The organism is Paenibacillus sp. EKM206P (assembly GCF_011066155.1).
In the GTDB taxonomy this organism is placed as follows: Bacteria; Bacillota; Bacilli; order Paenibacillales; family Paenibacillaceae; genus Paenibacillus; species Paenibacillus polymyxa_D.
The window spans coordinates 104,157-117,877 of sequence record NZ_JAAMNQ010000002.1 but is presented as its reverse complement, the minus strand read 5'-3'; the positions used below and the strand labels follow the sequence as shown (position 1 = coordinate 117,877).

Here is a 13,721-nt window from a genome sequence, read left to right as displayed (position 1 = left end):
TACAATGCCATTAGTTATCGTAGCGATTGGAATTTTAGCATTATTAGTTTTAATAATGGGCTTCAAATTGAACACCTTTATTTCATTAATCATTGTATCGTTCGGCGTCGCTTTAGCACTTGGAATGCCATTAGAGGAAATTGTCAAAACCATCGAAGCCGGATTAGGCGGAACCCTTGGTCACTTAGCGTTAATCTTTGGACTTGGAGCGATGTTAGGGAAGTTGATCGCTGATTCTGGTGGTGCTCAACGAATTGCCATGACCCTCGTAGACAAATTTGGTGAAAAAAATATTCAATGGGCAGTCGTAGCTGCTTCATTCATTATCGGTGTAGCGCTATTTTTTGAAGTAGGATTAGTATTATTAATTCCAATCGTATTTGCCATTTCAAAACAATTAAAGGTTTCTATCTTACATCTCGGTATTCCGATGATTGCAGCTTTATCCGTAACACATGGTTTCTTACCTCCACACCCAGGGCCGACAGTTATTGCCCGTGAATATGGCGCGAACCTTGGTGAGGTTTTACTTTACGGTTTCATTATTGCCATTCCAACCGTTAATTTAGCTGGACCTGTATTTACGAAGCTTGCCAAAAAACTCGTACCTGCATCATTTACGAAAACCGGTAATATTGCCTCTTTAGGTGAACAAAAAGTATTTAAGTCCGAGGAAACTCCGGGATTTGGAATCAGTGTATTTACTGCAATGCTTCCTGTCATTTTAATGTCTATTGCTACAATTATTACTTTGCTTCAAAAAACAATGGGATTTGAAGATAATAGTTTACTAGCAGCGATCCGTTTTATTGGTGATGCATCGACTTCGATGTTAATTTCCTTACTGGTAGCTGTCTATACCATGGGAATAGCAAGAAAAATTCCAATCAAAAATGTAATGGCATCTTGTACAACTGCTATTACTCATATTGGGATGATGCTCTTAATCATTGGGGGCGGCGGAGCCTTCAAACAAGTACTGATTAATGGCGGCGTAGGCGACTATGTAGCTGAATTATTCAATGGAACTACATTATCACCCATTTTACTTGCCTGGATCATCGCTGCAATCTTACGTATTTCCTTAGGTTCTGCAACTGTTGCAGCTTTAACAACCGCTGGTTTAGTTATACCGATGTTAGGACAATCCGACGTTAATCTTGCTTTAGTTGTGCTCGCCACGGGAGCGGGTAGTTTAATAGCTTCACATGTTAACGATGCTGGTTTCTGGATGTTTAAAGAGTATTTTGGTTTAAGCATGAAAGAAACATTTGCAACATGGACATTGCTTGAGACCATCATTTCGGTAGCCGGATTAGGATTTATTTTAGTACTAAGTTTATTCGTATAAACCACGATTCCCGGGCGGTAGATCCCCCACTTATTTTTCTTAGGATCTTCTAAGTTTATAAGTGAGGATCTACGGCCTATTCATTTCAAACAAAAGGAGCAGAAAAAATGTCCAACACAATTGGTGTCATTGGTTTAGGGGTAATGGGCCGTAATATCGCCTTAAACATGGCTGGTAAAGGCGAGCAAGTCGCTGTCTATAATTATACGAGGGATTTAACGGACGATCTTGTCAAAAAAAGTGAAGGTCACTCCATCCATCCCTACTACGAAATTCAAGATTTTGTCTGCTCCTTAAAAACTCCAAGGAAAATTTTCCTTATGGTAACAGCGGGCAAACCGGTTGATTCGGTAATAGGTACATTAGTACCCTTCCTTGAAGCAGGCGATGTGATCATGGACGGTGGTAACTCCCATTACAAAGATACGGAACGTAGATATGATGAATTGAAGTCAAAAGGAATCGGTTATTTAGGAATCGGTATTTCCGGCGGCGAAGTTGGGGCTTTACATGGACCTTCAATCATGCCTGGTGGAGATAAAGACGTATATGAAAAAGCAGCTCCTATTCTAACAAAAATAGCAGCCCAAGTGGGCGGAGATCCTTGCTGTGTTTATATGGGTCCAAAAGGATCCGGTCACTTTGTAAAAATGGTACATAACGGAATTGAATATGCAGATATGCAATTAATCGCAGAAGTCTATACATTTTTAAGAAAGAGGCTATGTTTATCTGTTAATGAAATTGCCGACATCTTTGAAACATGGAATCAAGGGGAACTGAAAAGTTATTTAATCGAAATTACCGCAGAGATTTTACGAAAAAAAGATGAAATAACAGGCTTACCTCTGATCGATGTGATTCTGGATAAAACAGGGCAAAAGGGCACAGGTAAATGGACAAGTATTCAAGCAATTGATCATGGAATCCCATCATCCATTATTACAGAGTCATTGTTTGCCCGTTACATCTCCTCTTTAAAAGAGGAACGAGTTTATGCAGAAAATATCCTGACAGGCCCAGAGATTGATCAGCGAAGTTTAGATAAAAATGTGTGGATTGAGTACATTAGACAAGCTTTTTATATGGGTAAAATTTGTGCCTACGCGCAAGGATTTATACAATATAAAATGACTTCTGAGCTTTACGGATGGAATTTACCTTTACAGGATATTGCCCTTATTTTCCGTGGTGGTTGCATCATTCGTGCCGAATTCTTAAATGTAATAAGCGAAACATATCAAGAACAGCCGAATTTGGCTAATCTATTAATCGCCCCGTATTTTGCTGAAAAGGTTAAAGAATATCAATTGGGATTGCGAAAAGTAGTCTGTGAGGGTATTAATTCTGCTATTTCGTTTCCATGTTTAGGTGCTTCACTTACTTATTTCGATAGTTACCGGACAGGCATTTCAAATGCTAACCTTTTGCAAGCACAAAGGGATTATTTTGGTGCCCATACTTATGAACGAAGTGATGCAGCAGGGTCCTTTCATACAAACTGGCAGTGATCGATAGTGGTAGTAAATCTCCAGTGCCCTAATGAAGTGGTTCCTTCCCTTCATTAGGGCACTCCTCGTTTAAGCTAAATAAAAAGAAGCCTTGGGCGTATAACATTTCAGCCAAGACTTCTTCAAATAAACATCTACCCAGCCCAGACATTTGGCAAAAGTTTGCATCTGTTGGGGTTTAAGTGCCACCCATAGCTTATCTTTGCAGATATTGTCTCAGCCATTGGAGCGCGGGACGTTCCGTGCCGTTAGAGTTCAGCAGATGTGTGTTCGGCTTCCAAGTTTGTCCCTGGATATACCCCCAGAGCGTAACTCCCTTCACCGCAGAATGCTTCCATAATACCGGAAATTTCTCCTTGTATCTGGCAAGCTGGGTGTTGTCGTCGCCAGTTATATCCAGCTCCGACACATAGATTGGCAATCCTGTTGCCGCCAGCTTGTTCAGTACAGTGTTCATCGTGTTAACTGAAACAGTGTCCATGCTAAACTGGTGGCATTGGATACCAATTCCGTCAATCAGGCCTCTGCTCTTGAGCTGATTAATAATATTGACATATTGGTCGGTTAACGAAGGATCATTGATAATTCCATATTCATTGATCAGCAGCTTAGCATTGGGGAAGGCTTGTCTGGCCTGTTGGAACGACCATATGACCCAATCCCATCCGGTCGACCCGTCACCACCAATGGCATTGCGATAGGACGGCTTCTGATGCAGCGGCTCATTCACCACATCTACAAACTCCGCATTCGGATAGCGTTGACCTGCTGCTTTAATCCACTGAGTCACTTCCGCTTTCTGATCAGCAGCCGACAGCCCCCTAACCCAACCTGGCTCCTGGGCACCCCATACCAACGTATGGAACTTGAACGGGAAGCCATTGCTACGGGCATAATTGTAGGCGGTATCGGCCTGTGACCAGTTCATGTTGTTACGGTTGCCTTCAACCGATTCCCACTTAGTCGAGTTTTCCGGCGTCACTTGATTCCAGTATGTCCCGTAACTAGGAGGGACACTGCCCGCAATGACATTCCCCAGGAATTTGTCACCGTTCGCCATACTGGCACTAGCCGGGTTTATCAGAACTGATGATAACAACACACCCGCCAACGCCAAGCTGCTTACCAACTTGCCCACTTTAAATTTCGACATACAATCTCCTCCTCATACGTATAGTTTTTTAATATTCCTACTCTTAAATAAATCGCTTACATTTCCAATTATAAGAATGTAAGGTTATTATCTGCTACATGTAAAAGTAAAGATTTTACCCGAAAAACTTTACATCATTGCGGGGCGACTGAAAACCTGGTGCTCCTTTATCCCAAACAACTCCGAAATGACAAAAAAAGGTTGATGCAAAAAGTGATATGCTCCCCTTACAGTAGCAAGTTTTAACCTGCCTACTCTTTTGGGAACATATCACTTTGGAGACTGCCTATTTAATAGTTTAAGGATTAAGGGCTCTTGCAATTGCGTCTACATAACTTTGGCTAGCACGTTGGCTTACTTCTGCTTGTGGAACTATTCCCTCAAAATTGTGGAATGTGCCGGGATACAGATGGAATTCGACGTCCACCCCCGCTTGGGCAAGGCGTCCCACATATTCGATCGTCTCATCTCGGAATAGATCGAGCTGGCCTACGCACGTATAAGCCGGCGGCAGGCCAGCCAAGCTTTCTGCTCTCGACGGCACCGCATATGGGGACACCTCGCTATCTTCGGTACGATTGCCTAAGTACATGTTCCAGGCCGCCAAGTTGTTCTTCCGGTTCCATGGTGCGTTATCGGCCGTAATTTCATGACTTGACGCCGTAATACTGCGGTCATCGATCATCGGATACAGCGGCATTTGGAAAATGAGGGCTGGCCCACCTTTGTCACGAGCCATTAAAGCAAGTGCTGCGGTCAGCCCGCCGCCCCCACTTGCTCCTGCAATGGCGACCCGATCTAAGTCAATGCCCAGCAGCTCCGCTTCGTCGGTCATCCACGTCAAAGCGGCATAACAGTCATCGATGGCAGCCGGGTAGGGATGCTCAGGAGCAAGTCGGTAATCGACCGATACGACGACGCATTTGGCCGCCTGCACGAAGCGTTCGCACAAAGCATCGTCCATATCAGGATGGCCCATCACATAGCCTCCCCCGTGAATCCACAGCATGGCCGGAAGCCTAACGTCAGTTCGCTGAGCAGGTTCGTAGATTTTGACTAATATCTCGCCTGCTACACTCGGAATCATCCGGCTTGTCGTGCGTACGTGCTCCGACTGCTCAATAGGAGGACTAGACAAATAGCTTCTGCTCAGCTCTAAATTCTCTTCCAGTTGAAAACCAGGAAATTGTGCGATTACTGACCTTAATTCTGGTAATAAACGATTTTCAAAATCCATGCAAATCACTCCTATGTTTGGTTTTTACAATCTTTTCTCCGTCTCCGCTTCCCACTTGGCTATTTCCTTCCGAACTCGGGGTGCTACCTCTGTTCCTAGCAGCTCAATGGCTCTCATCACTTCGGCATGCGGCATCGTGCTTAACGGAACATACAACATAAAGCGAGTAACACCTACATGTTTGCGAAGGTGAATGATCTTCTGGGCAACAGTCTCTGGATCGCCGACATACAGCGCACCTTCAAAGCTGCGCGCGGCATCGTAGCTAGAACGATCATAATGTGCCCAGCCCCGCTCCCTGCCCAATCTATTCATACCTGCCATCGTAGAAGGGAAATATGTATCTGCAGCTTGCTCATTATTCTCTCCGACAAATCCTATCGAGTGCGACCCAACCCTAAGCTTTGATTCATCATGACCGGCGTGCGCTGCTGCCTTCTTATAAAGCTGGACAAGTGGTGCAAAATTTACCGGATTCCCGCCAATGATCGCGAGTATCAAGGGCAGTCCTAACAGACCTGCCCGGATAGCAGAATCCTGCCTGCCCCCGCTGCCAACCCATATGGGTAAAGGATTCTGAACCGGCCGTGGATACACACCCAAATTGTTAATTGCTGGCCGATGTCCGCCTTTCCAGGTTACTTTTTCGGACTCCCGTATTTTAAGGAGCAATTCCAAATGTTGTTCAAACAGCTCATCATAGTCTTCCAAGTCATAGCCGAACAGTGGAAAAGATTCAATAAAGGAACCTCGACCCGCCATAATCTCCGCACGTCCATTCGAAATACCATCCAGCGTAGCAAAATCCTGAAAAACGCGAACGGGATCAGCTGAAGAAAGCACTGTCACTGCACTGGTCAGCCGAATCCGTTTCGTCTGCGCTGCAGCCGCTGACAGCACAACTGCTGGTGAAGATGCCGAATAATCCTTCCGATGATGCTCACCTACACCAAACACATCAAGCCCCACTTGATCAGCAAGGATAATTTCCTCGACAACTTCGCGCAATCGCTGTGCGTGACTTATCACTTCACCTGTCTGAACGTCGGGCTTTGTTTCTACAAACGAAGTAATACCTATCTCCATCGTCCATCTCTCCTATTCTAATAGCTTTCTTTGTATGTTAATTAAATATCGGTAAAATATCATACCGATCGGTAAAATATTTTTCCCAGTAAATATAACTCATTAAAAAGAGTACTGTCAATAAATATAGTAAAAATCTTTGATTTATCCTCATACTGATATCTCCTTGGTGCGATAAACCAATCTGCATTTGACAATATAACGGGCTAATTATAAGATAATAACATACTAACTGGTACGCAAATAAAGACCCCTAACAATTATGATCAGAGTCATGGAATTAAGAATAAAATTACGAACATGAGAGGTATTGATTATGGGACGAATCCGCGAATTTGACGAAGATAAAGTATTAGATGCAGCTATGCAAATATTTTGGGAGAAGGGATATGAAGCTACCTCATTGAGTGATTTAACTTCCAGAATGGAAATTCAACGACCCAGTATATATTCCACTTTTGGAGGCAAAAAAGAATTGTTCGAAGCTGCGCTGCGCAAATACATGATGTCCCGTGCTTCTCTGATCCGAACCAAACTTCAAAGCAATCCATCTGTAAAAGAAGCATTTCGGACTTTCTTTGAAGGTGTGGTCGATGAGGAATATGCGGAAAATCCTAGAAAAGGATGCTTTTGCATTAATACAATGGTTGAACTTGCGCCCCATGATGAGAAGTTTGAAATTCTTACAAGGGAGCATCAAATGTACCTAGCGGTTATATTTCAAGAAACCATTGAAAGAGGTATACAATCAGGTGAGCTTGAGATCGGGCTCAATGCGAAGGCTGTATCACAGGCGCTAGTCGTATCGTTAATTGGACTGACCGTAATGATAAAGTCTCGTCCAGAACGATCATTTATTGATAACACGATAGAGGTGACACTTACACTTCTTAAGTAATTCGGAATGAATTCAGTTTTGAATATATATGCTTTATTATGTATAATAATTCAAAACTAATAAAAAAGGGAGTGCATCTAATGTCATTTTTAATAAGGAACGCTAAGCCTGATGATTTAAACAGTTTAACCGAGTTAATGTATGAATACATCGTTGGTTTTTATCAAAACCCTAGGCCACCTATCGAAAAAATCCATAATTTGATACACACCCTTTTTGAGCAGCAAAGCGGTATACAATTTGTGGCGGAACAAAATGGAGAATTAATCGGCTTTGCTACATTATTCTTTACCTTTAGCACGATGAAAGCAGACAAAGTCACTGTTATGAACGATCTATTTGTATTGGAACCATTTAGAGATACAGAAGTAGAAACACAGCTTTTTTTAGAATGTCAAAAATACTCACGAAATCAAGGCTATGCTCATATGGCCTGGATAACTTCTACCGAGAATAAACGCGCTCAAATTTTCTTTAAAAAGATGGATGCTGTCCAAGGGAGAGATTGGGTTCACTTTTCATCGTAACAATACTTTTGATACGATTTTCCGCGCTAACGGCAGTTCAAAGGGCACCCGATTGGGTGCCCTTTGTTCGTAACACATGTTTTCACGCATGCGGATATGGAAACATGCTGATACCCATGCCTTCATGGCCTCCCTTTGCTGTCTGGATATAGAGTATACTAGATGAGTATAAGTTCGATACACGATGACATTATATATGTAATGGTATTCAAATACAGCGCAGAAGAGGTTGAAAATGAGTCAGAAGCATTTTACAGATTACGCATTAAGTGAAGAAATTGTAAGAGCGCTGAATAGCCTGGGCTATGAGACGCCAACAGAGATTCAGACGGAAGTCATTCCTGTGGCGCTTGAAAAGAAGGATCTTGTCGCCAAATCGCAAACAGGTAGCGGCAAAACAGCAGCATACGGCATTCCAATCTGTGAGCTAGTAGATTGGAATGAGAATAAGCCCCAAGCTTTAATCCTGACGCCAACCCGTGAACTCGCGTTACAGGTCACCGAAGACATCACGAATATTGGACGCTTTAAGCGGATCAAAGCAACACCCCTTTATGGGAAACATCCTTTTCATATCCAAAAGGCTGAGTTAAAACAAAGGACGCATGTGGCTGTAGGTACGCCAGGACGTGTACTGGATCATATTGAACGAGGGACGTTACCGTTAGATCGGATTGCCTATCTCGTGATTGATGAAGCTGATGAGATGCTGAATATGGGCTTTATCGAGCAAGTTCAGTCGATTATTCAAGCGCTGCCTAGTGATCGGGTTACCATGTTATTCTCCGCTACCTTCCCTGAGGACGTAGCCACACTGTCACGTAAATATATGAAAGATCCTGTTAGAATTGAGATTAAAGCGACTGGTATAACGACCGCTACAATTGATCACTCTCTTATTCAGGTGAAGGAGTCAGACAAGCTGGCACTACTGCAAGATCTGCTCATTGTTGAGAATCCTGACAGCTGCATTATTTTCTGTCGTACGCAGGAGAATGTAGATACATTATTCAGGGCATTGGCTGATCTTGAATATCCATGTGATCGCATTCATGGTGGCATGGAGCAAGACGAGCGATTTGAGGTAATGAATGCATTCAGAAGGGGTCAATTTCGTTACTTGATTGCAACAGATGTTGCCGCACGAGGAATTGATATCACGAATATCACCCATGTCATTAACTACGATATTCCCCTTGAGAAGGAAAGCTATGTTCACCGCACAGGACGTACGGGACGTGCTGGCAAAACGGGGAAGGCCATTTCCCTCATCACTCCTAAGGATGGCCGAAGATTAGCTGATATCGAAGCATATATTGGATTCGCGATTCCGCAGGTAAAGGCTCCCTCAGAAGAGGCTGTTGACCTCCGTAGAGAAGATTTTGAGCAAAAACTGCATGTAAAAACCGCACTCAAAAAAGATAAGCGCGAGCAATTAAACCAACAGATTATGAAGCTGAACTTTAACGGCGGTAAGAAGAAAAAACTTAGAGCTGTCGACTTCGTGGGGACCATCGCTAAGCTTGACGGAGTCAACGCAGATGATATCGGGATCATTACGATTCTAGATAATGTGACAGATGTCGAGATTCTGAATGGCAAGGGTCCATTGGTGCTTGAGATTATGAAGAATACAACCGTAAAGGGTAAGCTGTTAAAGGTACGCAAAGGGAATAATAAGTAGATGTATGCTGCATAAAAGAAGGTGAGGCAACCCCGCCCGTACAGCCGATAGTTTTCGTTAGCTAACGGGCGGGATTGCCGAGTTTACCTCTTGATCGTTTAATTCATCTTTCCATTTTGAATTTGCAAGAAAATTGTGTGCTCTCTTGGATAAAACCAATAGTCATCTTCACCTTATCAATGACTTAACTTAATTTTATTTTATCTCTCATTCCTTCCACTTTACCTAATCCATAGGTTGTTTTGGAAAAGCACTCCTGAATCGTTTCAGAGATTACTTACTATTACGACGTCTAAACTTATTAAAAATGTAATGTCTAAATAGAACAATTGAAATTTCGGGTAGCAATACAGCAAATATGTATAACAATATAATGAATGGTAATGACGAAATGAAAATTTCAGCGCCCTGGTCTGTTTTCACACGTTCAACTAGCAGCCACCACATAGGTACTGATACAATCCACATCAAGACATTAGAGATGATTACATAAAGAGTATTTTTCCATAACAGACAAAACAAAATTGCAATAATGGCCGGGATAGTCCATGAACCTATCCTATGACTATTACTTAATATAACAAATGCTATAACAGGATATAAAAGTGCAACCACCATCTGGACTCCCCTATTATCATAAACCCTCATTTCTTATCTCCTTTTTATATTTTTACAATCTCTTTTCAAATTTTTGATAGGTATACTTCATCATTCTATTTATTTCCACAATAAAAATCCAAGCCCTATGAAATCAACACCGTTGGTGATAATTGTTCTGCTTTATCGTACTCTCTTAGAGAGTAGATTTAATACTAAAAAAATTTAGAAAAGGTGTCCCTTTCGGTCATCTTCATTTGTTATACAGGTATAGTTTTCTTTTTGATCAGAGGAGGTGCCTAAATTTTTGAATGAGGAAATCGAATACAAAATCAAACGAGTTCAAGCTGGCGAAATCCAGGATTACGCCTACATTGTGAAGGAGTATCAGCGTCAGATATTTGTGTATTGCTGGCGGCTATTAGGAAGTGAGCATGAGGCAGAAGAAGCCGTACAGGATATTTTGGTCAAAGCTTTTGAAAAAATTAACATGTACAAACTGACAATGGGCTTCTCCTCCTGGCTGTATAAAATGGCCTATCATCACTGCCTGAACTTGATTCGCAGGAAGAATCTACAGCGCAAATTTAAGATTACCCTGTTCACCTCAACTAATATGACTTCAGACAGTGCTGCGCAGGTTTTGGAACGTCAGCTTTTCAGTGAACCGCTGAGCCGGGCATTAGACCAACTGAATGCAGAAGAACGAAACCTATTGGTGCTGCGCATTTTTGAAGAAAAAACGTTTGGAGAAATCGGGGAAATTATGAACAAGAGCGAGGAAGCTATCAAGAAAAAATACGGCAGAACAAAAACAAAGCTTAAAAAAATAATGGAACCCATAAAGGAGGACCCGAAATGCGTGAATTACAAGGCAGAAATCAGGAACAAAATCTGAAATACACCGATCCAAAAGACAAAGACTTAAAAAACATGGACAAGCTGACAGAACCAGAAAGTGTCCTAAAAATCCAAGCTTTTGACGTTTCTGACAAAGTGATGGAACAGGTCTACCAAAAGGTGACGCCCAAAAAGGGGTTCATTGTAAAAATGCGTCTTCAACCGCGCATTACCGCTCCCATTATGATCTTACTTTTTGTGTTAGGGGCTTCTGTGACCGGATACGCCGCTTCGCAATATCTTGAATTCCGCAACAGTAAGGGCGACGTTGTATTAAATACCGCCAAAACACCTGCCGAAACGGACGCCTCGAAAACGTATACCTCCACCTACGCACAGTGGAACGAAAAAGTGAAAGATCGCTTGCAGCCCGGAGAGTATGCTGCCTATTACGTCAAGGACGATTCTATGAATCAGAACAACCTATCTAATCCGGCCCTGTTTGCGTACAAGCCAGCTGAACTTTCAAGTTTCAACAGCTTACAAGATGAAATCAAGCGAACTGAGGCTCCATTATTCAGCAACCCCACTCATCTACCAGATGGCTATCAGTTTGAATTCGGATACGTCTATCCAGGCGCTGCATATCCTAGGATGATGGATAAAAAGGAATATCGAGCTTTAACCGATAAACTGATGCAACAGGCCAAAGCTGCACCGGAGGGTGAACATCTGTTTATTCAAAAGCTGAGCTGGGACAAGTCAGACACCTCCTTTGCCCGGTATGCGAGAGGAAACGACTATGTAAACATTACCGTCACCAAATACACTCCTGAAGTCACAAAGACAACCATCATGCAAAATGAACAGGATTCGGCTGAGCAACTGACAATTAAAGGAACCAAGGCCTATTACATCAGGGCAAGCAAAACAAGCAATCCCTTGGAGGCCGGAAAAAACCGACTGGGCTGGCTTGATGAAAAAAGACGGTTACACTTCAACATATCTGATAACCAGGACAGTCCACTGACCAAGGAAGACCTGGTAAAAATAGCCGAGGATTTGCTTAACGGTTCACCGCAATAGCTATAAAAGAAAAGCTTTGAAGAGAGACCATCCTTTTTTAGGGGTGGTCTCTTTTTGGAGAATAGTCCTTATACCTTTTCCTCACAAACTATTACGGCATGTTCCACAATCTTTTCACCTCAACTAATTCCTGATCATTGAATTCCATTCTGTATACGTCTGGCTTGGATGTGTGTAGTAAAAAATCCAAATCGTACTGCTTGTCATAATACCCCATCATTAAAGTCATTACAGCTCCATGAGTGCCTAATGCGACTTTCCGTCCTCGGTAGATTTTTAGCAATTCCTTTAAGACTGTTATACTTCGATTCTGACAAACTGCATTAGACTCTCCTCCCGTTAAAGCAAAGTTGGGATCAGAAAATGACTTATCTAACAAAGGGAATAATTCATCATCAGGCATTCGGTTGTCTTCATTCAAAAAAATTCTTTCTTTAAGATCCTCGAGTATTAAAACTTCTTGTCCTGAGCATTGAGCTAATTCTTGAATGGTTAGGATTGCCCGTTGATATGGACTTGAAACGAAAACCTCGATCCCCTCTCCTCTCAATAACTCAGTTATTTGAAAAGCATCTGACTTACCTTTATCAGTCAAACCTCTTGTTCTTTCATTTCCTTCCGTCTTTGGTGATTCGCCATGTCTCACCATGTAAATGAAAGTTTTCATATTAACCTCCACGGATCACCCGATAAACTTCTCAATCAACTGAGACACTAAGAGAATTACGCAAATGTTTAACATCACTCATCGGTGGCCGTCCAAACATGCGTCCATATTCTCGGCTGAACTGCGAAGGACTCTCATAGCCAACGCGAAAGCCTACAGTGGCGGCCTCCAATCCCTCCGAGAGCAGTAAGCGGCGTGCAGCCTGCAGTCGAATGGCCTTCTGATACTGCAGAGGACTTATAGCCGTTACCTTTTTAAAGTGCTTGTGTAAGGAAGAAGGGCTCATGTTTACTTCCTTCGCCAATTCCTCGATCACAAGAGGCTTAGAGTAATCGCGGGTAATCAGATGGATCGCTTTGGAGATGCTATGTGCATAGCTGCCAACTACGGCAAATTGCCTGATTAAAGCTCCCTGCTCACCTTGTAATACACGATAAAGGATCTCGTGCGTGATAAGCGGCGCAAGAAACTGAATATCCGCAGGCGTATCCGAAAGTCTGACAAGCCGAAGCAGCGCATCAAGCAGCAGAGGGTCAAATTGGCTCACCAGTATGCCGCGTCCAGTCTTAACGTTACATGGAGGAGGACTCTTCTTGATAATGTCCAGGATGGCGTCTGGACTAATGGATAATTGAAGACTGAGATAAGGAAGCTCCGACGAGGCTTGAGTTATTTTACCAGTTACGGGAAGTTGAACTGATGTGACCATGTAGGTTGTTGGATCGTACACATAGTTTTCTCCAGCCAGCATTGCTGTCTTTGAGCCTTGCGCAACCACGTACAGGGAGGGCATATGGACCGTATGATTCAGCTCGGACACATGGCTTGCACGTCTGAAATAAAGTCCTGGCACAGACGAAACAAACGTACCGTCCGAAGACGCGCGTTGATCAATCAGACGAATCAGTTCTTGTAGATTCGTAGAAATATCAGAGGGGGGAGGAGACGAAACCATTCATGCTTCACCTTCCTTTCCGTTGAACGCTAATATTGATGTGCTAATTATATGCACGCCGAATAGGATTAGGCAAGAATTGGACTTGATCGGTCTACCTGTCTCAATTGAATTCTACTTAAAATTTAC

Annotated in this window: 12 protein-coding genes; 7 read left to right on the top strand and 5 right to left on the bottom strand. The window is 42.7% G+C overall.

The window, feature by feature from the left end; genetic code table 11:
- Positions 1–4: 4 nt before the first annotated feature.
- Entirely contained in the window at positions 5–1,351 is a 1,347-nt protein-coding gene (locus G9G53_RS04230; protein ID WP_165145535.1) for a GntP family permease, read from the top strand.
- 107 nt (positions 1,352–1,458) lie between these two features.
- Positions 1,459–2,862 carry a decarboxylating NADP(+)-dependent phosphogluconate dehydrogenase gene (gene gnd, locus G9G53_RS04225; RefSeq protein ID WP_165145533.1) on the top strand — a complete coding sequence of 468 codons (1,404 nt, stop codon included), beginning with the start codon at positions 1,459–1,461 and terminating at the stop codon, positions 2,860–2,862.
- Between the two features lie 196 nt (positions 2,863–3,058).
- On the opposite strand, the gene G9G53_RS04220 is transcribed toward gnd, so the two are convergent.
- From G9G53_RS04220 to G9G53_RS04210, 3 genes are all read right to left on the bottom strand, one after another.
- Positions 3,059–4,015 (bottom strand): endo-1,4-beta-xylanase, encoded by a 957-nt coding sequence (locus G9G53_RS04220; protein ID WP_165145531.1) that lies wholly within the window; start codon positions 4,013–4,015, stop codon positions 3,059–3,061.
- A 298-nt stretch (positions 4,016–4,313) separates the two neighbouring features.
- Positions 4,314–5,252: an alpha/beta hydrolase gene (locus G9G53_RS04215; RefSeq protein ID WP_165146376.1), complete on the bottom strand. Its 939-nt coding sequence runs from the start codon at positions 5,250–5,252 to the stop codon at positions 4,314–4,316.
- Positions 5,253–5,276: 24 nt separating this feature from the next.
- Entirely contained in the window at positions 5,277–6,338 is a 1,062-nt protein-coding gene (locus G9G53_RS04210; protein ID WP_025722808.1) for an LLM class flavin-dependent oxidoreductase, read from the bottom strand.
- Positions 6,339–6,654: 316 nt separating this feature from the next.
- Here G9G53_RS04210 and G9G53_RS04205 point away from each other — a divergent pair, with 316 nt between their 5' ends.
- The 5 genes from G9G53_RS04205 to G9G53_RS04185 all read left to right on the top strand — a co-directional run bounded on the left by G9G53_RS04205 (position 6,655) and on the right by G9G53_RS04185 (position 11,970).
- The gene (locus tag G9G53_RS04205; RefSeq protein ID WP_029518882.1) at positions 6,655–7,236 is read left to right on the top strand and encodes a TetR/AcrR family transcriptional regulator; all 582 of its coding nucleotides are present in this window, start codon (positions 6,655–6,657) and stop codon (positions 7,234–7,236) included.
- A gap of 80 nt (positions 7,237–7,316) precedes the next feature.
- Positions 7,317–7,763, top strand: coding sequence for a GNAT family N-acetyltransferase (locus tag G9G53_RS04200; RefSeq protein ID WP_029518883.1), 447 nt, complete (start codon positions 7,317–7,319; stop codon positions 7,761–7,763).
- A 235-nt stretch (positions 7,764–7,998) separates the two neighbouring features.
- Positions 7,999–9,447, top strand: a complete 1,449-nt coding sequence (locus G9G53_RS04195; RefSeq protein WP_029518884.1) for a DEAD/DEAH box helicase — start codon at positions 7,999–8,001, stop codon at positions 9,445–9,447.
- 904 nt (positions 9,448–10,351) lie between these two features.
- Positions 10,352–10,942 (top strand): RNA polymerase sigma factor, encoded by a 591-nt coding sequence (locus tag G9G53_RS04190; protein WP_165145529.1) that lies wholly within the window; start codon positions 10,352–10,354, stop codon positions 10,940–10,942.
- The gene (locus tag G9G53_RS04185; protein WP_165145527.1) at positions 10,903–11,970 is read left to right on the top strand and encodes a DUF4367 domain-containing protein; all 1,068 of its coding nucleotides are present in this window, start codon (positions 10,903–10,905) and stop codon (positions 11,968–11,970) included. Before G9G53_RS04190 ends, G9G53_RS04185 begins: the two co-directional genes overlap by 40 nt.
- 91 nt (positions 11,971–12,061) lie before the next feature.
- Here G9G53_RS04185 and G9G53_RS04180 read toward each other — a convergent pair whose 3' ends face one another.
- The gene (locus tag G9G53_RS04180) at positions 12,062–12,637 is read right to left on the bottom strand and encodes a histidine phosphatase family protein (protein ID WP_165145525.1); all 576 of its coding nucleotides are present in this window, start codon (positions 12,635–12,637) and stop codon (positions 12,062–12,064) included.
- A 31-nt stretch (positions 12,638–12,668) separates the two neighbouring features.
- Complete coding sequence (locus G9G53_RS04175; RefSeq protein ID WP_029518889.1) at positions 12,669–13,592, bottom strand: AraC family transcriptional regulator; 924 nt, start codon at positions 13,590–13,592, stop codon at positions 12,669–12,671.
- Positions 13,593–13,721: the final 129 nt, after the last annotated feature.